The following is a 19,425-nucleotide window of genomic DNA, read 5'->3' on the forward strand; positions in this document are numbered from 1 at the left end:
TTTACAGACTTAAGGAAAACCCCATGACAACCCCTTCTTTTGACAGCGTTGAAGCGCAAGCAAGTTACGGGATTGGTTTACAGGTCGGCCAGCAGCTGCAAGAGTCCGGGTTGGAAGGTTTGCAACCGGAAGCTTTGCTGGCGGGTCTGCGCGACGCGCTGGAAGGGAATGCCCCGGCGGTTCCGGTAGACGTGGTGCACCGTGCGCTGCGTGAAATCCACGAGCGTGCGGATGCGGTGCGCCGCGAGCGCCAGCAGGCGATGGCCGTTGAAGGCCAGAAATTCCTGGACGACAACGCCAAGCGCGACGACGTGACGCTGACCGAGTCTGGCCTGCAGTTCTCCGTACTGGAGCAGGGCAACGGCCCAATCCCGTCCCGTCAGGATCGCGTGCGTGTGCACTACACCGGCCGTCTGATCAACGGCGACGTGTTCGACAGCTCGGTTGAACGCGGCCAGCCGGCAGAATTCCCGGTCAGCGGCGTGATCCCAGGCTGGATCGAAGCGCTGACCCTGATGCCGGTCGGTTCCAAATGGCAGCTGTATATCCCGCACAACCTGGCCTACGGCGAGCGTGGCGCAGGCGCGTCCATCCCGCCGTTCAGCGCGCTGGTGTTCGACGTCGAGCTGCTGGAAATCCTGTAATCCCACCGAGGATTACTCTGGGCGCCTTCGTGGCGCCCTTATTTTATGCGCCGCGCAAACGGGCGATGAATGGCCGGGCGAGCCGGCCAGTGACAGTGAGTTACTTACCGCTTAAATCGATGCGATAAACCGCGAAGCCGATGCTGTCGCTGCCTGCGGCGCTCATCGGGTATTGGGCGTGCTCTTTGATAAACTTCGTCGCTTTGTCCGAAGGCGAGGTCTCGAAGCGGATATCCAGCGGCTGCTTGCTGCTGAAGTTAGCCAAACGCCAATTGTTGTCCGCCTGCGGGCGCACCGCGCCATGCCGCTGGGTTTCGGCGGTGATGTAGGCCGCCAGCACCGAGCGGTTTTCATCCGGCGAAGCGAAGGCGATATGTTTGTCGCCGGTGCCGGCAAACTTGCCGCCGTAGGCGCGGTAGTTGTTGGTGGCAACCAGGAAGGTGGCGTTCGGATCGATCGGCTTGCCGTTGAAGGTCAGCTGCTTGATGCGCTCCGCCTTAGCGTTGATCAGCTGGCATTCGCCGTCGTAGCGCGCCGGTTGGCTGACGTCGATCTGGTAGTTGACGCCGTCGATCACGTCGAAGTTATAGGTGCGGAAGCCGTCCCAGTTGATCAAGCCTTGCGGCTTGGCGCTGTTGACGTCGATCTGGTTGAACTGGCCGGCGGAGCACTCCAGCCACTCTTTCACCTCTTTGCCGCTGGCCTTCACCACCACCAGCGTATTGGGATAGAGATAGAGATCGGCGGCGTTGCGGAAGGTGAGCTGGCCTTTTTCCACTTCGACGAAGCTGGCGGGGTCGTTCTTGCGGCCGCCGACCTTGAACGGGGCCGCCGCGGACAGCACCGGCAGATCGGCCAGGTCCGGGTCGCCCTGGATGTAATGTTCGACGTAGGCCTTCTGCGCATTGTTGACGATCTGCACCGTCGGATCGTCCTGCACCAGCGCCAGGTAGCTGTACATGTTGCCGTCGGATTTACCGATCGGCTGGCTGACGAACTCGCGCGTGCCTTTGTGATCGTCCGCCAACACCTTCACCAGCGCGGCATCTTCCGCCGCCAGCGATTTCTTGTTCTCTTTGTCGTAGATCGGCCGCGCTTCCGCTTTGGCGGCGGTCACTTTCCAGCTACCGCCATCGTTGTTGAGCTGCAGATCGACCACGCCGAGATGGTCGCCCCATTGACCCGGCATCACCGCCGGTATGCCATTCAGCAGGCCTTTGTCGATATCCGCGCCTTTGATGTTGGCGAAGTCCTTGCTCGGGAACACCGCGTGGGCGTGGCCGAACATGATGGCGTCGATGCCGGGCACCTGGCTGAGGTAATAGACCGAGTTTTCCGCCATCGCCTTGTAAGGCTCGCTGGACAACCCGGAATGCGGGATCGCCACCACCAGATCGGCGCCCTGTTTACGCATCTGCGGCACGTAGCGCTTGGCGGTGGCGGTGATGTCGTCCACCGTCACTTTGCCCTGCAGGTTGGCTTTGTCCCACACCAGGATCTGCGGCGGCACGAAGCCGATGTAGCCGATGCGCAGCGTATGCGCCTTGCCATCGCGATCCTTCACCGGGGTATCGACGATGATGTATGGCGTGAACAGCGGTTTTTGCGTTTTGGCGTCGATGACGTTGGCGTTGATGTACGGGAATTTGGCGCCGGCGATGGCGTTCTTCAGGTAGTCCAGCCCGTAGTTGAACTCATGGTTGCCGATGTTGCCGACCACATAGTCCAGCGTGTTCATCGCCTTATAGACCGGGTGCACGTCGCCCGGTTTCAGCCCCTTGGCCGCCATGTAATCGCCGAGCGGGCTGCCCTGAATGATGTCGCCGTTATCCACCAACACCGCGTTGGCGGCCTGCTGGCGCGCCTGTTGGATCAGGCTGGCGGTGCGCACCAGGCCGAACTTGTCGGTCGGCGTGTCCTTGTAGTAATCGAAGTCCATCATGTTGCTGTGCAGATCGGTGGTTTCCAGCACGCGCAGATCGACGGTGGCCGCCTGCGCCGAGGCGCACACCAGCAGCGCAAGCGCGGACAGCGTCAGTGGATGCTTCATCATTTGGGGTTCTCTCCATTCCATTATTCGAGTGTTATCGCAGAGGGAAATGTAATTAACACTGCTTGCCACAGTAAACTGTGAAGTGTGGCAGAAAACGGCGGCGGGTAACGCGGGGAAGTTCACAGTTGTGCCCAACAAGATCTGAGGAATTCCCGCGGCTTAGCCGGTTGAGATGGATATTCGGCGTAAAAAAAACTAGTCTGCTAGCAGAGACAGAGGGAAATTTCCCACGGAGATGCAGAGTTGAGGTGCATGATGTTAGAGCGAATTTGCCAACTGTCCCGCGAGGCGGGGGCGGCGATCATGGCGGTGTACGACGGTGAACAACCGCTTGATGTCGCACAGAAAAAAGATGACTCACCGGTGACGGCGGCCGATCTGGCGGCGCATCACATCATCAAGCGCGGCCTGGCGGCCCTGACGCCGGAGGTGCCGCTGCTGTCGGAAGAGGATCCGCCGGCGTGGGAAGAGCGCCGCAACTGGACGCGCTACTGGCTGGTCGATCCGCTGGACGGCACCAAAGAGTTCTTGCATCGCAATGGCGAGTTCACGGTCAATATCGCCTTGATTGAAGACGGGCAGGCGGTGATGGGCGTGGTGTACGCCCCGGCGATCGACGTGTTGTACCTGGCGGAGCGCGGCAAGGCCTGGAAAGAAGAGAAGGGCGTGCGGCAGGCGATCGGCGTCAGCAACGCGCATCCGCCGCTGGTGGTGGTGAGCCGCTCGCATATCGACGACGAATTGAAAGACTATCTGCAGCAGCTGGGCGAGCACCAGACCGTGTCCGTCGGTTCCTCACTGAAGTTCTGCCTGGTGGCGGAAGGTAAGGCGCAGCTTTATCCGCGCTTCGGGCCGACCAACATTTGGGATACCGCTGCAGGACACGCGGTGGCGGTGGCCGCCGGGGCGCAAATTCACGATTGGCAGGGCAAGCCGTTGCTCTATACCCCGCGTGAATCTTTCCTCAACCCCGGCTTCCGGGTGTCGCTGTTCTGAATCAGTTCGCCAACAGCTGGTGCAGCTTGGACATCACCTGCTGCACCTCTTCCGGCGTCAGCGCGCCGTCTTTGGCGAACTGAATGCGCCCTTGCTTATCCAGCACCACGATGGCGGAACCTTTCGGCTGCAGATCCCAGGCTTTGCGCACGTTGCCGTCGCTGTCGACGATAAACTGCGACCACGGGAACTCTTTCTTGCTGTCTTCGATGCTGCTGCGCACGAACATGGCGGTGCCCATCAGGGCATCGTCGGTGTTGACGATTGTCGTCGTTTGGTAACGATCGTGTGGTAGTTTCGCCTTCTTAATCGCTTCAATCAGTGGGTCGTTCATGTCTTTGGCGGAGCTGCGACCGGCAATGTGCTGTATCACCCGCACTTTTCCACTGAGCTGCGCGCTGTTCCAATTCTGGTAGCTAAAATTACCGTCAGCGTAATTGAGCTCTCCTTTATCGCTGACGCCAACCGGCGCCACGCGCTGCTGGAGCTGGAAGTTGTGCGCGGAAGCGAAAAGCGGGGCGAGCAGCAGGGATACCATCAGCATGCGACTTGTTTTCATGCTTTCTCCTTGTAAATGGGGGAATTTGTGCGACAGCACTTCGACAGCCTAAAGCATAGGATGTGATAAGAGGTCTGTCCTGTTAACCGGATCGCAGTTTTTTCCTTGGTTCGCTAATCATCAGATTTTGAAGGGATATCCTGAAAACGTTATAAATCATCATATACAATTCTGTCAAAAAGTGTAAATCCAGTGCAGATCACCGGGCGGAAGTGAACGATCTGGTCTTTACTGGGTCTACTACATGCAATCAAGTTGCGTTCTGAATTTCGAGGCTGCCACCTTTGGCGGCTCGCTGAGCGCATGGATCAACGGGAGGAGCGTAAAAGAATGAGAATCTTCCAGCGTTATAACCCTTTGAAAGTGGCGAAGTACGTTAAGACCCTGTTTCGCGGAAGGCTGTATATCAAGGACGTGGGCGCATTTGAATTCGACGAGGGGAAAATCCTGCCGCCGAAGATTCGCGACAAGCGCCATTTCAGCGTGATGTCCGAAGTGAACCGCCAGGTGCTGCTGCTGCAGGCCGAGGTCGGCTGAACACGGCGCTGACAGCGGTAAAAAAATGCGGCCCCGATGGGGCCGCTGATGTTTTTGTCCTTCGCGCCGTCAGGCCGCAGGCGTGTCGTCCGGCGCTTTCGGCAGCACCGCCGCCGGTTTGTCGCTCAGTCGGGTGACCAGCAGCTGATCTATCTTGTAGCTGTCGATATCCACCACTTCGAACTTGTAGCCGGCGTATTTGACGAAGTCGGTGCGTTTCGGGATCTTGCGCAGCATGTACATCATAAAGCCGCCAATGGTTTCGTAGTTGCCCGCCTGCGGGAACTCGTCGATATCCAGCACGCGCATCACGTCGTCGATCGGCGTGCCGCCTTCAATCAGCCATGAGCTTTCGTCGCGCGCCACGATCTGCTCTTCCTGGCCCTGGCCGACCAGATCGCCCATCAGCGTGGTCATCACGTCGTTAAGGGTGATGATGCCCACCACCAACGCATATTCATTGAGGATCACCGCGAAGTCTTCGCCGGCGGTTTTGAAGCTTTCCAGCGCTTCGGACAGCGTCAACGTGTCCGGCACGATCAGCGCCGAGCGGATCTGCACGCCGCTGCTCAGCACCAGGCTCTGGTTGCCCAGCACGCGGTTCAGCAGGTCTTTGGAATCGACGTAACCCACCACCTGATCGATATGGCCGTCGCACACCAGGAACTTGGAGTGCGGATGGGTCGAGACCTTCTCCTTGATGCTCTCTTCGCTTTCGCGCAGATCGAAGTACACCACGCTTTCGCGCGAGGTCATCGAAGACGGCACGGTGCGCGATTCCAGTTCGAACACGTTTTCAATCAGCTCGTGCTCCTGCTTGCGCAGCACGCCCGCCAGGGCACCGGCTTCCACCACCGCGTAGATGTCATCGGAGGTGATGTCGTCTTTACGCACCATCGGCAGCTTGAACATGCGGAAGATCAGGTTGGCCATGCCGTTGAAGAACCACACCAGCGGGCGGAAGATCATGATGGAGAAACGCATCGGGTTGATGATCCGGACGGCGACCGTCTCTGGTGCAATCATACCGATGCGCTTCGGGGTCAAATCGGCGAACAGGATAAACAGGCTGGTCACCAGCACGAAGGAGCAGATGAAGCTGACCTGTTCCGCCAGTTCGGGCGACAGGAAGCGAATAAAGAACTGTTGGAAGGTGCCGGAAAACGCCGCGTCGCCGACGATACCGCCGAGGATGGCCACGGCGTTCAGGCCGATCTGCACCACGGTGAAGAAGATGCCTGGGGTTTCTTGCAGTTTAAGCACTCTGGCGGCGTTGATGTTGCCTTCGTCCGCCATCAGCTTCAGTTTGATCTTGCGCGAGGCGGCCAGAGAGATTTCCGACAGTGAGAAAAACGCACTCACCGCGATCAGAAAAAGAATCAGTAAAATACTGTTTAACATAATCTATCCATACGTGCCGACGGGATGCCGGCGCTCTTGAGGAAGGGTAGTACATAGTAAAAAAAGCAGCGATAACAACCAGAAGGGAAGCTATCGGGCCGCAGAAGCGGCCCGTACAGTATAGCAGTTGCCCCACAGGGGCCGCCAGCGGTTAAAAAAGTGCCGCCGGCCGGCATCGGATCAGCCCTGCGGCGGCAGGCAAACGCCGATGCCGCCCAGCCCGCAGTAACCTTCCGGATTTTTGAACAGGTACTGCTGGTGATCGTCTTCCGCATAATAGAACGGCAGCGCCGGCGCGATCTCGGTGGTGATGATGCGCTTGTCGCCCGCCGCCGCCATCGCCTGCTGGAAGCGTTGCAGGCTGCTTTCCGCCTCGGCCTGCTGCTCTGGGCTCAGCGTGTAAATCGCCGAGCGGTACTGCGTGCCGACGTCACCGCCCTGGCGCATGCCCTGCGCCGGATCGTGATTTTCCCAGAACACCTGCAGCAGCTGCTTGTAGCTGACGACCTGCGGATCGAACACCACGCGCACCACTTCGGCGTGGCCGGTCTGGCCGCTGCACACTTCGCGGTAGGTCGGGTTCGGCGTGTAGCCGCCGCTGTAGCCGGCGGCGGTGCTGTAGACGCCCGGCTGTTGCCAGAACAGACGCTCAACGCCCCAGAAACAGCCCATGGCGAAGATCGCCACTTCCATGCCGGCCGGCACCTGAGTCATCGAGTGTTCGGTGACGACGTTGAGCGTTGCGACAGGCATTGGCGTGGTGCGGCCAGGCAGCGCGCTTGCCTTATCGACGGTTTGTGATTTATCAAAAAATGGCACCACGGTTGACTCCTGTTGTCACAGTAAGAATTGACCCTACATGGCGGCGGTTCGGTTGTATCTCACCGCGTCTTTGCCCACAATAAGCGGCAAGTGGGATTTTGTATAAGCTTAACGCAGTATTTTGAGCGCCAAAAGTGAAGAATTCGCCTGTTGCGCGGCGGCAAAGCGCGGCGGGCGGCGTCCGGAAGAAGGTTGAAGAGGGCTGCCGTCATGATAGCGCGGAGTCTGCCCTGGCCCCGGAGCGAACACCATAACAGGAAAGTAAAATCAATAAGGAGAACACGTGCCAAAGTACCCGGTCATGTGCTTGATATCTGTGTTGCTTGCGGCACCTGCAGCCTATGCGGCCAACGTGCGGCTGCAGGTGGAGGGGTTAAGCGGAGAGTTGGAAAAAAACGTCCGGGTGCGGCTGTCGTCGATCACGCCTGAAGAGGTCGGCACCGACGGTCGCTTCCGCGCACGGGTGGATGAGGCGGTGCGCCAGGGGCTGCGCGCGCTCGGTTATTACCAGCCGACCATCGAGTTTACGCTGGACGATCGGCCGGGGATGTCGCGTCCGGTGCTGCATGCCAAGGTCAATCCGGGCGAACCGGTGCGCATCGCCGGCGCCAACATCGTGCTGGAAGGCGGCGCGAAGACCGATGAGGACTATCTGGCGCTGGTAAAGAAGGATCGGCCGACCATCGGCGAGATCCTCAACCACGGCAAGTATGACAGTTTCAAAGGCTCGCTGACCGGCCTGGCGCTGCGCAAAGGCTACTTCGACGCCGACATGACCAAAAGCCAGCTCGGCGTGGCAGAAGATCTGCACAAGGCGTTTTGGGATATCGATTTCAACAGCGGCGAACGTTACCGCTTCGGCAAGGTGAAATTCACCGGTTCGCAAATCCGCGAAGACTATCTGCAAAATCTGGTGCCCTTTCATCAGGGGGATTACTACAGTTCGGAGGATTTGGCCGAGCTGAACCGCCGTTTGTCCGCCACCAACTGGTTCAACTCGGTGGTGGTGTCCCCTGATTTCAACGATGCCAAAGAGAACAAGATTTTGCCGTTGGACGCGCTGGTAACGCCGCGTACGCGCAATACCATCGAAACCGGTATCGGTTACTCCACCGACGTCGGCCCGCGGGTGAAAGGCACCTGGAAAAAGCCCTGGCTCAACGATCGCGGCCACAGCCTGGAAACCAGCGCCAGCGTGTCGGCGCCGGAGCAGCAGCTGGATCTGACCTATAAGATCCCGCTGCTGAAGAATCCGCTGGAGCAGTATTACCTGCTGCAGGGCGGGCTCAAGAATGTCGACCTTAACGACACCAAATCCGTGACCTCCAAAGTGGTGGCCTCGCGCAACTGGGATCTCTCCAGCGGCTGGCAGCGGGCGATCAACCTGACCTGGCGCTGGGATAACTTTACCCAGGGCAACGTCAGCAACACCACCATGCTGCTGTACCCCGGCGTCAGCTTCAACCGCACCCGCTCGCGCGGCGGCCTGATGCCGACCTGGGGCGACAGCCAGCGCTACTCCATCGACGTATCCGACACCACCTGGGGCTCGGGCGTGGACTTCGCGCTGATGCAGGCGCAGAACGTCTGGATCCGCACGCTCGCCGACAAGCATCGTTTCGTGGCACGCGGGCAGGTGGGATGGATAGAAACCAACGACTTCGACAAGGTGCCGCCGGATTTGCGCTTCTTCGCCGGCGGTGACCGCAGCATTCGCGGCTACAAGTACAAAGACATTTCTCCGCGCGGCGACGACGGCAAGCTGACCGGCGCCTCCAAGATGCTGACCGGCTCGCTGGAGTATCAATACAACGTGACCGGCAAATGGTGGGGGGCGATGTTCGTCGATTCCGGTGAAGCGGTGAACGATATCAAGCAGAGCAACTTCAAGACCGGCGCCGGCGTAGGCGTGCGCTGGCAGTCGCCGGTGGGGCCGGTGAAGCTGGATATCGCCGCGCCCGTGGGAGACAAGGACACTCACGGGATGCAGTTCTACATCGGTTTGGGGCCTGAACTATGAGCCTGGTTAAAAAGATTTGTCTCGGATTTCTGGTCGTTCTGCTGCTGCTGATCGGCGGCCTGGCCTTCCTGGTGGGGACCACCACCGGTTTGCATATGGTCATCAACGGCGCGGCGCGCTGGGTGCCGGGGCTGGAGATCGCCGGCGTCAGCGGCGGCTGGCGCGATCTGACGCTGAAGGGCGTGAAGTATCAGATGCCGGGCGTGACGGTCAACGCCGGGCAATTCCATCTGTCCCTCGATCTCTCCTGCTTTAAACGCAGCTCGCTGTGCGTCAACGCCTTGACCGCTCAGGACGTGGACGTGGCGGTGAACACCAAAGAGATGGCGCCCTCCGCGCCGGTGGAGGAGAGCAGTGAGCCGACCACCAATCTCAGTACGCCTTATCCGATCACTCTGCGCCTGCTGGCGCTGAACAACGTCAAGGTCACCGTCGACGACACCGCCATTTCTCTGGCCGAGTTCCGCACCGGCGCACAGTGGCAAGAGCGCGCGCTGACGCTGATGCCGACCAAGATCGGCTCGTTGCTGATCGCCTTGCCGAAAACGCCGCAAAATCCGTTGCCGGAAGCGGTGCAACCGGCGGTCGAGGTGGCGAAAAAGGTCGGTGAGCAGGTTACCGACGCGGCGAAACCGGCGCCGCAGCCGGAAGAGAAGCCGCTTGGCGAAACGCTGAAGGAACTGTTCGCCAAACCGCTGTTGCCGGATCTGCCGGACATCCGCCTGCCGCTGGATATCACCGTGAAAGAGATCAGCGGCGAACAGCTGCGCTTGACCGGCGATACCGACGTGCTGATCACGAGTCTGTTGCTGCAGGCCAGCACGCAGGATCAGCATATCCAGCTGGACAACTTCGACGTGAAGTCGCCGCAGGGTACGCTGTCGGTGCAGGGGCAGGCGACCCTGACCGGCGATTGGCCGGTGGCCCTGACCGCCAACAGCGCGTTGAACATCGAGCCGCTGAAGGGCGAAAAAGTGAAGCTGAACATCGGCGGCGGGTTGCGTGATGAGCTGAAGGTCGCGCTGAATCTGTCCGGCCCGGTCGGCGCCCAGCTTGATGTGCAAACCCGGCTGGCTGAAGCCGGCCTGCCGCTGGCGCTGACGCTGCAGAGCAAACAGCTGAAATGGCCGCTGAGCGGCGAGGCGCAGTACCAGGTTAACGATTTCCGCCTGCGCTTTAACGGCAAGGCGACCGACTATGCGTTGTCGACGCGCGCCAATCTGAAAGGTCAGGATCTGCCGCCGGCGGTGCTGACGCTGGACGGCAAAGGCAACGTCGAGCAGTTCAAGCTGGAGCGCCTGCGGCTGGCGGCGCTGCAGGGCAATACCGATCTCACCGCGCTGGTGGACTGGAGCAAGGCCATCAGCTGGAACTCGCAATTGACGCTGAGCGGCATCAATACCGCCAAGCAGTGGCCGGAATGGCCGGCGAAACTCGACGGCAAGATCACCACGCGCGGCAGCCTGCACGGCGGCAGCTGGCAGCTGCAGGTGCCGGTGCTGCAGCTGGACGGCAACGTGAAGCAGAACAAGGTCACGGCGCGCGGCACGCTGAGCGGCAACGCCGCCGGGCAGTGGAAAATCCCCGGCATCGATCTGACGTTGGGGCGCAACCAGCTGAACGTCAAAGGACAGCTGGACGAGAAGAGCTGGAACCTGGACGCCAACATCGACGCGCCGCGTCTGGACGGCGCGCTGCCGGGCCTGGGCGGCACCGCCAAAGGGCTGCTGAAGCTGCGCGGCAATCTGCAGGCGCCCCAGCTGCTGGCGGATTTGACCGCCTCCGGTTTGCAGTGGCAGGCGCTGCGCATCAACCGGGTGAAGATCGACGGTGACGTGCGCTCCACGGATCAGATCCAGGGGCAGCTGGCGGTACGCGTCGAGCAACTGAAGCAGGACGCGCTGGAAGTCAGCCTGCTGACCCTCGACGCCAAAGGCAGCGAGAAGCAGCATCAGCTGCAGTTGAAGATCGACGGTAAGCCGGTCTCCGGCCAGCTGGCGCTGCAGGGCAGCTTCGATCGTCAGCAGCAGCGCTGGCGCGGCAATCTTAACAATACCCGCTTCGATACGCCGGTGGGGGAGTGGCGCCTGACGCGCGCCATCGCGCTGGACTACCTGAACACCGCGCAGAAAATCAGCATCGGGCCGCACTGTTGGCAGAACCCGAACGCCGAGCTGTGCGTGCCGAAGACCATCGAAGCCGGCCAGAGCGGCCAGGCCAGCGTGGTGCTCAACCGGTTCGATCTGGCGATGATCAAGCCGTTCCTCGGCCCGGAGACCGCCCTGAGCGGCGTGTTCACCGGCCGAGCCGACGTCAGCTGGAAACCGGGCGGCGCGCTGCCGGAGGCGAAGGTCACGTTGGCCGGCAACGGCGTCAAGGTGGTGCAGCAGGTGCAGGGCAACGCGCTGCCGATCGCCTTCGATACGCTGACCCTCAACGCCGGTCTGAACAACGGCCGCGCGCAGGCCGACTGGCGGATCAAACTGACCAACAACGGCCAGTTAGACGGCAATATTCAGGTGGCGGATCCGCAGGTGCGGCGCACCATCAGCGGCAACGTCAATATCACCAACATTTCGTTGGCGCTGATTAACCCGGCGCTGATGAAGGGCGAAAGCGCTGCAGGCATGCTGAACGCCAACCTGCGTCTGGGCGGCAGCGCGCAGAAGCCGCTGGTGTTCGGGCGTCTGGCTTTGGATCGGGCGAAGGTGCAGGGCCACTGGATGCCGTTCGATATGACCGACGCGCGGCTGGCGGTGAATTTCAATGGCATGACATCGACGCTGGAAGGGCTGCTCAGCACCACGCGCGGCCAGCTGAATCTGGCGGGCGATGCCGACTGGCGTGACATCAACGCCTGGCGTGCGCGCATTGCCGCCAAGGGCGACAAGCTGCGGGTGACGGTGCCGCCGATGATCCGCATCGACGTGTCGCCGGATCTGGTGTTCGAAGCCACGCCGCAGCTGTTCTCGCTCAACGGCAAGGTCGACATCCCTTGGGCGCGCATCACGGTGCAGGAGCTGCCGGAAAGCGCGGTGGGCGTCTCTTCCGACGAAGTGATGCTGGACGACCAGCTGAAGCCGATTCAACCGAAGACCGCCTCGATTCCGATCAACAGCAACCTGATGATCCACGTCGGCAATGACGTGCGGCTTGACGCCTTCGGCCTCAAAGCCCGCTTGAAGGGTGATTTGAAAGTGGTGCAGGACAAGAAAGGGCTGGGCCTCAATGGCCAGATTGACATCCCTTCCGGTCGCTTCCATGCTTATGGTCAGGATTTGATCGTGCGTAAAGGGCAGCTGATGTTCTCCGGCCCGCCGGATCAGCCGCTGCTCAATATCGAAGCGATCCGCAACCCGGAATCCACCGAGGACGACGTGACCGCCGGCGTGCGCGTGACCGGCCTGGCGGATGCGCCGAAGCTGGAAGTGTTCTCCGATCCGGCCAAATCGCAACAGGAAGCCCTGTCTTATCTGCTGCGCGGCCAGGGCTTGAACAGCTCAGGCGCCGACGGCAACGCCATGACGTCGATGTTAATCGGCATGGGGGTTGCACAAAGTGGTCAACTTGTGGGTAAAATCGGCGAGGCATTCGGCGTGAGTAATTTGGCTCTGGACACTCAAGGGGTTGGCGACAATTCCCAGGTTGTCGTGAGCGGCTATGTCCTCCCAGGCTTACAAGTAAAATATGGGGTGGGCATTTTCGACTCGCTGGCCACGCTGACGTTGCGTTATCGCCTGATGCCTAAGTTGTATCTTGAAGCGGTGTCTGGTCTCGACCAGGCATTAGATTTGCTCTATCAGTTTGAGTTTTAGCGATGCGAATAATTGTCTACGGCAGTTTACGGCGCAAACAGGGAAACAGCCATTGGATGACCAACGCCCAATGGCTCGGCGAGCACGAGCTCGAAGGCTATCAGATTTACAATCTGGGCCATTACCCGGCGGCGATCCCTGGAGAGGGCACGATACATTGCGAGGTGTATCGTATTAACTCATCGATTCTGGCAGAGCTGGACGAACTGAAAAGCAACACCAAGGACTATAAGCGCGAGCTGATTCAGACGCCTTATGGGAGTGCGTGGATCTACCTGTACAAACACAGCGTGGACGGTTACCCGCGAATTACCAGCGGTGACTGGCTGAAGCGTCTCGAAGAACAGTAAGAAAAAAAACACCGCTCAATGAGCGGTGTTTTTTCATCGGACGGCGGCAGGATTACTTCTTGGCAGCGCGTTCGAAGGAGGCGATGATTTCCGCTTTAGCCGCGGCAGCGTCTGCCCAGCCTTCCACTTTCACCCATTTGCCTTTTTCCAGATCTTTGTAGTGCTCGAAGAAGTGAGCGATCTGGGCTTTCAGCAGTTCCGGCAGGTCGTTCACGTCTTTCACGTGATCGTACTCTTTGGTCAGCTTGCTGTGCGGCACCGCAACCAGCTTGGCGTCTTCACCGGCTTCGTCGGTCATTTTCAGCACGCCAACCGGACGGCAGCGGATCACGGAGCCCGGCTGCAGCGGGTATGGGGTTGGAACCAGCACGTCAACCGGGTCACCGTCCAGAGAGAGGGTGTGGTTGATGTAGCCGTAGTTGCACGGGTAGAACATCGCGGTGGACATGAAACGGTCAACGAACAGCGCGCCGGTTTCTTTGTCGATTTCGTATTTGATTGGATCGGCGTTGGCCGGGATTTCGATTACTACGTAGATGTCTTCCGGCAGGTCTTTGCCAGCAGGGACCAGATTCAAGCTCATGTCGGTTTCCTTTAATCATCAAACCAGAAATGGAGTGGCGGCTATTATAGCGGACTCTTTTGCGATTTCCTGCCCTTTTCATCGTCGAAAACCCCGCGCGCCGACGCAGGGAGAATTTCCAGATTAATCCCGCTGCGGCATGAAGTTTTGCCTCCGCCTGCCGATAACTTCAACAAACAATAATGAGCCAGCAAAGCTGGCTCCGCGTTTTGCCACCCCTACTACGTCTGATCTCACTATTCTGAAGCCGGGAAGAACTCATGCTAAAAAAGATTACGGTGAAGGCTGGGCTGATCGCCCTGCTGAGCCTGATGACCATGCTGCTGATCATGGTCAGCGTTATTGGCGTCAACGCGATTAACGAAGGATCGCGCTCGATCCATACCTTAAACCAGATCCTCGGCGAAGAGCTGGGCTCGCTGGCCAACAGCTCCAACCTGACGCTGCGCGCCCGCACCGCCGCCTCGCTGGCGGTGCGCCAACGGGAGATCGGCCAGACTGATGTCTCCGACGCCACCGTGGGCCGCATCTACGGCTACCTCGAGCAGTCGAACAAGGAAATGGCGCGCTTTGTCGGCGTCGGCACCGTGACCGAGCGCGGCCGCGAACTCTCCAGCCGCCTGCAAAACAGCTATCGCGCCTATCTGGAGCAGGGCGTGAAGCCGATGGCCGCCGCCATCAAGGCCGGCAAGATCGATGAGTATTACCATATCCAGGAGACGCGCATTTCCGCCCTGAGCATCGCGTTTGAAAAGGATCTCACCGATTTCCGCAGCTTCGCCATGAAGCTCGGCGAGAAGCAGGTGTATGAGGCGGAAAGCAACGCCAGCACCAAGATCTCGCTGATCGTGGTGGCGGGCCTGCTCAGCGTGCTGTTGGCGTTGCTGGCCTGGTTCGCGCTGCGCGTGATTATTCTGCGTCCGCTGGACGAGTCCATCGCGCAGTTGGAACACATCGCCGGCGGCGATCTGACCCACGAGATCCGTGGCGAGGGCGATACCGAGATGGGGCGCCTGGTGCGGGCGATGCAGCGTATGCAGCAGGCGCTGGCCAGTTCGGTCAGCAAAGTGCGCGACGCCAGCAGCCAGATCGACACCGGCTCGCGCGAACTGGCGGCCGGCAACCTGCATTTGGCGCAGCGCACCGAAGAATCGGCCGCGTCGCTGGAAGAGACCGCCGCCAGCATGGAACAGCTGACCTCGACGGTAAAAATGAACGCCGAGAACTGTGAACAGGCCAACCAGCTGGCGCTGAGCGTGTCTGATATCGCCAACCAGGGCAGTGAGGTGGTCAGCCAGGTGATGAGCAAGATGCAGGCGATCACCGACAGCTCGCGCCGCATCGCCGATATCATCAGCGTGATGGACGGCATCGCCTTCCAGACCAACATCCTGGCGCTGAATGCGGCGGTGGAAGCCGCGCGCGCCGGCGAACAGGGCCGCGGTTTCGCGGTGGTGGCCGGTGAAGTGCGCAACCTGGCGCAGCGCAGCGCCCAGTCGGCGAAAGAGATCAAAGGGCTGATCGAAGCGTCGCAAAACCGGGTGCAGGAAGGCGAACAGATGGTGGAGTCGGCGGCGCAGACCATGAGCGGCATCACCGGTGAAGTGGGCCGGGTGACGGCGTTGATGCGTGAGATCTCGGCGGCGACGCGCGAACAAAGCAGCGGTATCGAACAGGTGAACCTGGCGGTGGCGCAGATGGATCAGGTGGCGCAACAGAATGCGGCGCTGGTGGAGGAGTCTGCGGCGGCGACGCGCTCGCTGGAAGATCAGGCTCAGCTGCTGGCGCAGAGCATGGCGGCGTTCAAGCTGTAAGGCAATAAGGGTTCGGCAAGGCGCCGAACCCTGGCAAAGAACGCGTTACTCGTCCGGATTTTCGGCGATGAAGCGTTCTGCGTCTTCCACCATCGACTTGGTGCCGACGAAGAATGGCGCGCGCTGGTGCAGTTTCACCGGCGTGATGTCCAGAATGCGGTTTTTGCCGTCGCTGGCCTTGCCGCCGGCCTGTTCGGCCAGGAACGCCATCGGGTTGCATTCGTACAGCAGGCGCAGCTTGCCTTGCGGGTGGCTGGCGGTGCTTGGGTAGATGTAGATGCCGCCTTTCAGCAGGTTGCGGTGGAAGTCCGCCACCAGAGAACCGATGTAGCGCGAGGTGTAAGGGCGCTGCGTCGCTTCATCCTGCTCCTGGCAGTACTTGATGTATTTCTTCACGCCGAGAGGGAACTTGATGTAGTTGCCTTCGTTGATGGAATACATGTTGCCGCTCGCCGGGAAACGCACTTTCTCGTGAGAGAGACAGAACACGCCCAGAGACGGATCGTACGTGAAGGCGTGGACGCCGTAACCGGTGGTGTACACCAGCATGGTGGACGAACCGTAAACCACGTAACCCGCTGCGACCTGGGCGCTGCCCGGCTGCAGGAAGTCTTCTTCGGTCACCGGCGTGCCGACCGGCGTGATGCGACGATAGATAGAGAAAATCGTACCGACCGAGACGTTGACATCAATGTTGGACGAACCGTCCAACGGATCCATCAATACGACATACTTGGCATTTTCAGCTCGCTCGCCGTCGAATATCACGATTTCATCTTCTTCTTCGGAAGCGATACCCGCAACTTCACCACGCGCTTTCAACGCCGCTTTCAGTTTTTCGTTCGCGTACAGGTCCAGTTTCATCTGAACTTCGCCCTGTACGTTGGACACCCCGCTGGTCCCCAGAATATCAACCAGGCCGGCCTTGTTGATGTCGCGGTGAATGATTTTGGCGCCCAGTTTAATGGCAGAAAGTAACGCGGTCAGCTCGCCGGTGGCGTGCGAGAAGTCGTGCTGTTTCTCGACGATAAATTCGCCTAACGTTTTCATGACACAATCCCTGAATCTACGGATGGATAGCGGCCTGTTAACAAACCGCCAACGTTTTCGCGAGCAGTGTAGCCCAAAGATGCGCGCCATTCATAGGCAAATCCATTTCTTCTGGACGATTCTGAGCGTTAGAATATGCCGACATTCGATGCACTCACATGAGAAACCTATGCGCATTCACATTCTTGGGATCTGTGGCACCTTTATGGGCGGGCTGGCGATGCTGGCGCGCTCACTGGGGCATGACGTCACCGGTTCGGACGCCAACGTCTATCCGCCGATGAGCACGCTGCTGGAGAACCAGGGGATCGATCTTATTCAGGGTTATGATCCGGCCCAGCTGGATCCGGCGCCGGATCTGGTGATCATCGGCAACGCCATGACGCGCGGCAACCCGTGCGTGGAGGCGGTGCTGGAGCGTGGTATCCCTTACGTTTCCGGCCCGCAGTGGCTGCACGACGCCGTGTTGCGCGATCGCTGGGTACTGGCGGTCGCCGGCACCCACGGCAAAACCACCACCGCCGGCATGGCGACCTGGATCCTCGAAGCCTGCGGCTACCAGCCGGGCTTCGTCATCGGCGGCGTGCCGGGCAACTTCGACGTCTCGGCTCGCCTCGGCGGCAGCCCGTTCTTCGTGATCGAGGCCGACGAGTATGACTGCGCGTTCTTCGACAAGCGCTCCAAGTTCGTGCACTACAGCCCGCGCACGCTGATCATGAACAACCTGGAGTTCGACCACGCCGATATCTTCGACGATCTGAAAGCCATTCAGAAACAATTCCACCACCTGGTGCGCCTGGTGCCGGGCAAAGGCAAGATCATCCTGCCGGACAACGACAGCCACCTGAAGCAGGTGATGGCGATGGGCTGCTGGAGCGAACAGGAGCTGGTGGGCGAAGAGGGCACCTGGCGCGCGCAGAAGCTGACGCCGGACGCCAGTCATTACGCGGTGTTCCTCGACGGCGAGCAGGTTGGCGAAGTGAACTGGGCGCTGGTGGGCGAGCACAACATGCATAACGGCCTGATGGCCATCGCGGCGACCCGTCACGTTGGCGTGCAGCCGGCGGACGCCTGCCGCGCCTTGGGCGACTTCATCAACGCCCGTCGCCGCCTGGAGCTGCGTGGCGAAGCCAACGGCGTCACGGTCTACGACGATTTCGCGCACCACCCGACGGCGATCCTGGCCACTCTGGCCGCGCTGCGCGGCAAGGTAGGCGGCACGGCGCGCATTCTGGCGGTGCTGGAGCCGCGATCCAACACCATGAAAATGGGCATCAGCAAAAACGATCTGGCGCCTTCGCTCGGCCGTGCCGATGAAGTGTTCCTGTTCCAGCCGCATCACATTCCGTGGCAGGTTGCGGAAGTGGCGGATGCCTGCGTGCAGCCGGCGCACTGGAGCGCGGATCTCGACACGCTGGTGGAGATGGTGGTGAAAACCGCACAGCCGGGCGACCACATTCTGGTGATGAGCAACGGCGGTTTCGGCGGCATTCACGATCGCCTGTTGGACGCGTTGGCGAAAAAGCAGGAACCGAAGGTGACCTACTGATTGTTCAGCCGCATAAGCCAACCTAAGGGCCGCATTCGCGGCCTTTTTAACGCCCATAAAAAAGCCCTCGCGAGCGAGGGCAACGGGGTTCGTCGGATAGGACGACGAGAGGGTCTCTGGGAAATCGGCGTTTGCGTCAGAACTCGGCAGTGGCAGTGACGAGGGTAATCAGCTCTGCAAAGCCGTTCCCAGAGTTGTTATTTGTAAATCTCGGCGGTGGCGTGGTAGTTGCCTTCGTTACGCGCTTCGATCACGCGGTAGGCGGTCGCGCCTTTAGCATCGGCTTTCTCCGACAGCGCCTGGCGAATGTCGGTCGGTGCGCCGTCGATACCGCTGACGGTAATGGTGCCGATAGATTGCAGATTGGCGGTCTGATCGTTAGTCACCAACTGGGCGGCAGACGCGCCAAAGGAGATGACAGACAGCAAACCGAGTGCAGCGAGAGTAGTTTTCATGTTCATGATAGCGATCCTTGGTCATAACAGCCTGGAAGGGCTTGGCAGCGATTTTTATTCTTGAAGGCCGTTATGACAGCGTTTGATTCCAGAGATGTATTGCCCGTTGCCGGGTAATGCCGGTACTTATTTGTAGATTTCAGCGGTCGCGTGGAAGTTGCCGTCGTTGCGCGCTTCGATCACGCGGTAAGCGGTCGCCCCTTTGGCGTCGGCTTTATCGGACAGCGCCTGACGAATGTCGGAAGGCGCAGCGGCGACGCCGCTCACGGTGATCACACCGGCGGGCTGCAGTTTTGCGGCCTGGGTTGCGTCAACAGATTGTGCTGCGAATGCGCCAAAGGAAAGCATGGACAGAACGCTCAGGGTTGCAACGGTAGCTTTAATTTTCATCATCTCACCTCATCGTATTCTTTTATCAGTTCCAACGAACTGTGATTCAGTTCACGAAAATGAGTATACAGCTAGTAACGCCAAAAATTAATAGTTCGCTAACAGTTGCTAGTGAAACTTTAAACCGATGAACCTTATTTTTTATAACTACAAGGAATAAAAAACGCTCATAAAACGATCTTTCGATGTTAAATTTATGTAATTTCAATAAGGTAAGTGCTTTTGACCAAAAGTGCGGAAGATCACAGTGGGTACTGCTGGTTACATGGATATGTCATGGAAATGTGTTGTTGCGGGATAAAAAAGCAGTGTTAAACGCGGTTGAAGGCCGGAAAGGTAACGCGAGGGTTAAAGAAGCGCTAACAAAATGCGGGCGGTAGCCGCACT

The 19,425-nt window shown here is 59.6% G+C and carries 16 protein-coding genes; 8 read left to right on the top strand and 8 right to left on the bottom strand.

The annotated features are described in order from the left end of the window. Nucleotides 1-23 precede the first annotated feature (23 nt). Entirely contained in the window at nt 24-644 is a 621-nt protein-coding gene (gene fklB, locus ACJ8IP_RS14350; protein WP_004933618.1) for an FKBP-type peptidyl-prolyl cis-trans isomerase, read from the top strand. A gap of 100 nt (nt 645-744) precedes the next feature. On the opposite strand, the gene ACJ8IP_RS14355 is transcribed toward fklB, so the two are convergent. Then, nucleotides 745-2,697 carry a bifunctional 2',3'-cyclic-nucleotide 2'-phosphodiesterase/3'-nucleotidase gene (locus ACJ8IP_RS14355; protein WP_042783525.1) on the bottom strand — a complete coding sequence of 651 codons (1,953 nt, stop codon included), beginning with the start codon at nt 2,695-2,697 and terminating at the stop codon, nt 745-747. Between the two features lie 255 nt (nt 2,698-2,952). Here ACJ8IP_RS14355 and cysQ point away from each other — a divergent pair, with 255 nt between their 5' ends. Continuing rightward, nucleotides 2,953-3,693, top strand: a complete 741-nt coding sequence (cysQ, locus tag ACJ8IP_RS14360; RefSeq protein WP_033644177.1) for a 3'(2'),5'-bisphosphate nucleotidase CysQ — start codon at nt 2,953-2,955, stop codon at nt 3,691-3,693. 1 nt (nt 3,694) lies between these two features. Here cysQ and ACJ8IP_RS14365 read toward each other — a convergent pair whose 3' ends face one another. Next, nucleotides 3,695-4,252, bottom strand: coding sequence for a YtfJ family protein (locus tag ACJ8IP_RS14365; RefSeq protein WP_025159587.1), 558 nt, complete (start codon nt 4,250-4,252; stop codon nt 3,695-3,697). Between the two features lie 330 nt (nt 4,253-4,582). On the opposite strand from ACJ8IP_RS14365, the gene ACJ8IP_RS14370 reads away from it, so the two are divergent. After that, nucleotides 4,583-4,789, top strand: coding sequence for a DUF1107 domain-containing protein (locus ACJ8IP_RS14370; RefSeq protein ID WP_033641639.1), 207 nt, complete (start codon nt 4,583-4,585; stop codon nt 4,787-4,789). A gap of 69 nt (nt 4,790-4,858) precedes the next feature. On the opposite strand, the gene ACJ8IP_RS14375 is transcribed toward ACJ8IP_RS14370, so the two are convergent. Together ACJ8IP_RS14375 and msrA are read right to left on the bottom strand one after the other, a co-directional pair. Beyond that, complete coding sequence (locus tag ACJ8IP_RS14375) at nt 4,859-6,190, bottom strand: hemolysin family protein (RefSeq protein ID WP_033641641.1); 1,332 nt, start codon at nt 6,188-6,190, stop codon at nt 4,859-4,861. Nucleotides 6,191-6,370: 180 nt separating this feature from the next. Further along, complete coding sequence (gene msrA / locus ACJ8IP_RS14380; protein ID WP_089192653.1) at nt 6,371-7,009, bottom strand: peptide-methionine (S)-S-oxide reductase MsrA; 639 nt, start codon at nt 7,007-7,009, stop codon at nt 6,371-6,373. A 304-nt stretch (nt 7,010-7,313) separates the two neighbouring features. On the opposite strand from msrA, the gene tamA reads away from it, so the two are divergent. From tamA to ACJ8IP_RS14395, 3 genes are read left to right on the top strand one after another with little or no spacing between them, the layout of a single operon-like run. Then, nucleotides 7,314-9,032, top strand: coding sequence for an autotransporter assembly complex protein TamA (gene tamA / locus ACJ8IP_RS14385; RefSeq protein ID WP_169539905.1), 1,719 nt, complete (start codon nt 7,314-7,316; stop codon nt 9,030-9,032). Beyond that, nucleotides 9,029-12,847, top strand: coding sequence for an autotransporter assembly complex protein TamB (tamB, locus tag ACJ8IP_RS14390; RefSeq protein ID WP_442524434.1), 3,819 nt, complete (start codon nt 9,029-9,031; stop codon nt 12,845-12,847). Before tamA ends, tamB begins: the two co-directional genes overlap by 4 nt. A 2-nt stretch (nt 12,848-12,849) precedes the next feature. Continuing rightward, nucleotides 12,850-13,197, top strand: a complete 348-nt coding sequence (locus ACJ8IP_RS14395) for a gamma-glutamylcyclotransferase family protein (RefSeq protein WP_025159589.1) — start codon at nt 12,850-12,852, stop codon at nt 13,195-13,197. A 52-nt stretch (nt 13,198-13,249) separates the two neighbouring features. Here the strand turns inward: ACJ8IP_RS14395 and ppa are convergent, their stop codons facing one another. Continuing rightward, the gene (gene ppa, locus ACJ8IP_RS14400; protein WP_004933594.1) at nt 13,250-13,780 is read right to left on the bottom strand and encodes an inorganic diphosphatase; all 531 of its coding nucleotides are present in this window, start codon (nt 13,778-13,780) and stop codon (nt 13,250-13,252) included. A gap of 260 nt (nt 13,781-14,040) precedes the next feature. On the opposite strand from ppa, the gene ACJ8IP_RS14405 reads away from it, so the two are divergent. Continuing rightward, the gene (locus tag ACJ8IP_RS14405; protein WP_033651483.1) at nt 14,041-15,594 is read left to right on the top strand and encodes a methyl-accepting chemotaxis protein; all 1,554 of its coding nucleotides are present in this window, start codon (nt 14,041-14,043) and stop codon (nt 15,592-15,594) included. A gap of 45 nt (nt 15,595-15,639) precedes the next feature. Here the strand turns inward: ACJ8IP_RS14405 and fbp are convergent, their stop codons facing one another. Next, nucleotides 15,640-16,644, bottom strand: coding sequence for a class 1 fructose-bisphosphatase (gene fbp / locus ACJ8IP_RS14410; protein WP_004933587.1), 1,005 nt, complete (start codon nt 16,642-16,644; stop codon nt 15,640-15,642). A 169-nt stretch (nt 16,645-16,813) separates the two neighbouring features. Here fbp and mpl point away from each other — a divergent pair, with 169 nt between their 5' ends. Then, nucleotides 16,814-18,193, top strand: a complete 1,380-nt coding sequence (gene mpl / locus ACJ8IP_RS14415) for a UDP-N-acetylmuramate:L-alanyl-gamma-D-glutamyl-meso-diaminopimelate ligase (protein ID WP_033651482.1) — start codon at nt 16,814-16,816, stop codon at nt 18,191-18,193. A 197-nt stretch (nt 18,194-18,390) separates the two neighbouring features. Here the strand turns inward: mpl and yhcN (ACJ8IP_RS14420) are convergent, their stop codons facing one another. Then, nucleotides 18,391-18,654: a peroxide/acid stress response protein YhcN gene (gene yhcN, locus ACJ8IP_RS14420; RefSeq protein ID WP_025305042.1), complete on the bottom strand. Its 264-nt coding sequence runs from the start codon at nt 18,652-18,654 to the stop codon at nt 18,391-18,393. Between the two features lie 120 nt (nt 18,655-18,774). Next, entirely contained in the window at nt 18,775-19,038 is a 264-nt protein-coding gene (gene yhcN / locus ACJ8IP_RS14425; protein ID WP_004933574.1) for a peroxide/acid stress response protein YhcN, read from the bottom strand. Between the last annotated feature and the right edge of the window lie 387 nt (nt 19,039-19,425).

This window comes from Serratia sp. CY52157 (genome assembly GCF_052168495.1).
GTDB lineage: Bacteria > Pseudomonadota > Gammaproteobacteria > Enterobacterales > Enterobacteriaceae > Serratia > Serratia ureilytica.

Excerpts from the sequence above, each read along its gene's own strand:
- ACJ8IP_RS14370 (WP_033641639.1), top strand. The coding sequence starts at position 4,583 with ATGAGAATCTTCCAGCGTTATAACCCTTTGAAAGTGGCGAAGTACGTT.
- ACJ8IP_RS14365 (WP_025159587.1), bottom strand. The coding sequence starts at position 4,252 with ATGAAAACAAGTCGCATGCTGATGGTATCCCTGCTGCTCGCCCCGCTT.
- mpl (WP_033651482.1), top strand. The coding sequence starts at position 16,814 with ATGCGCATTCACATTCTTGGGATCTGTGGCACCTTTATGGGCGGGCTG.
- tamB (WP_442524434.1), top strand. The coding sequence starts at position 9,029 with ATGAGCCTGGTTAAAAAGATTTGTCTCGGATTTCTGGTCGTTCTGCTG.
- yhcN (WP_025305042.1), bottom strand. The coding sequence starts at position 18,654 with ATGAACATGAAAACTACTCTCGCTGCACTCGGTTTGCTGTCTGTCATC.
- yhcN (WP_004933574.1), bottom strand. The coding sequence starts at position 19,038 with ATGAAAATTAAAGCTACCGTTGCAACCCTGAGCGTTCTGTCCATGCTT.
- ACJ8IP_RS14375 (WP_033641641.1), bottom strand. The coding sequence starts at position 6,190 with ATGTTAAACAGTATTTTACTGATTCTTTTTCTGATCGCGGTGAGTGCG.
- fklB (WP_004933618.1), top strand. The coding sequence starts at position 24 with ATGACAACCCCTTCTTTTGACAGCGTTGAAGCGCAAGCAAGTTACGGG.
- tamA (WP_169539905.1), top strand. The coding sequence starts at position 7,314 with ATGTGCTTGATATCTGTGTTGCTTGCGGCACCTGCAGCCTATGCGGCC.
- ppa (WP_004933594.1), bottom strand. The coding sequence starts at position 13,780 with ATGAGCTTGAATCTGGTCCCTGCTGGCAAAGACCTGCCGGAAGACATC.
- ACJ8IP_RS14355 (WP_042783525.1), bottom strand. The coding sequence starts at position 2,697 with ATGATGAAGCATCCACTGACGCTGTCCGCGCTTGCGCTGCTGGTGTGC.
- ACJ8IP_RS14395 (WP_025159589.1), top strand. The coding sequence starts at position 12,850 with ATGCGAATAATTGTCTACGGCAGTTTACGGCGCAAACAGGGAAACAGC.
- ACJ8IP_RS14405 (WP_033651483.1), top strand. The coding sequence starts at position 14,041 with ATGCTAAAAAAGATTACGGTGAAGGCTGGGCTGATCGCCCTGCTGAGC.
- fbp (WP_004933587.1), bottom strand. The coding sequence starts at position 16,644 with ATGAAAACGTTAGGCGAATTTATCGTCGAGAAACAGCACGACTTCTCG.
- cysQ (WP_033644177.1), top strand. The coding sequence starts at position 2,953 with ATGTTAGAGCGAATTTGCCAACTGTCCCGCGAGGCGGGGGCGGCGATC.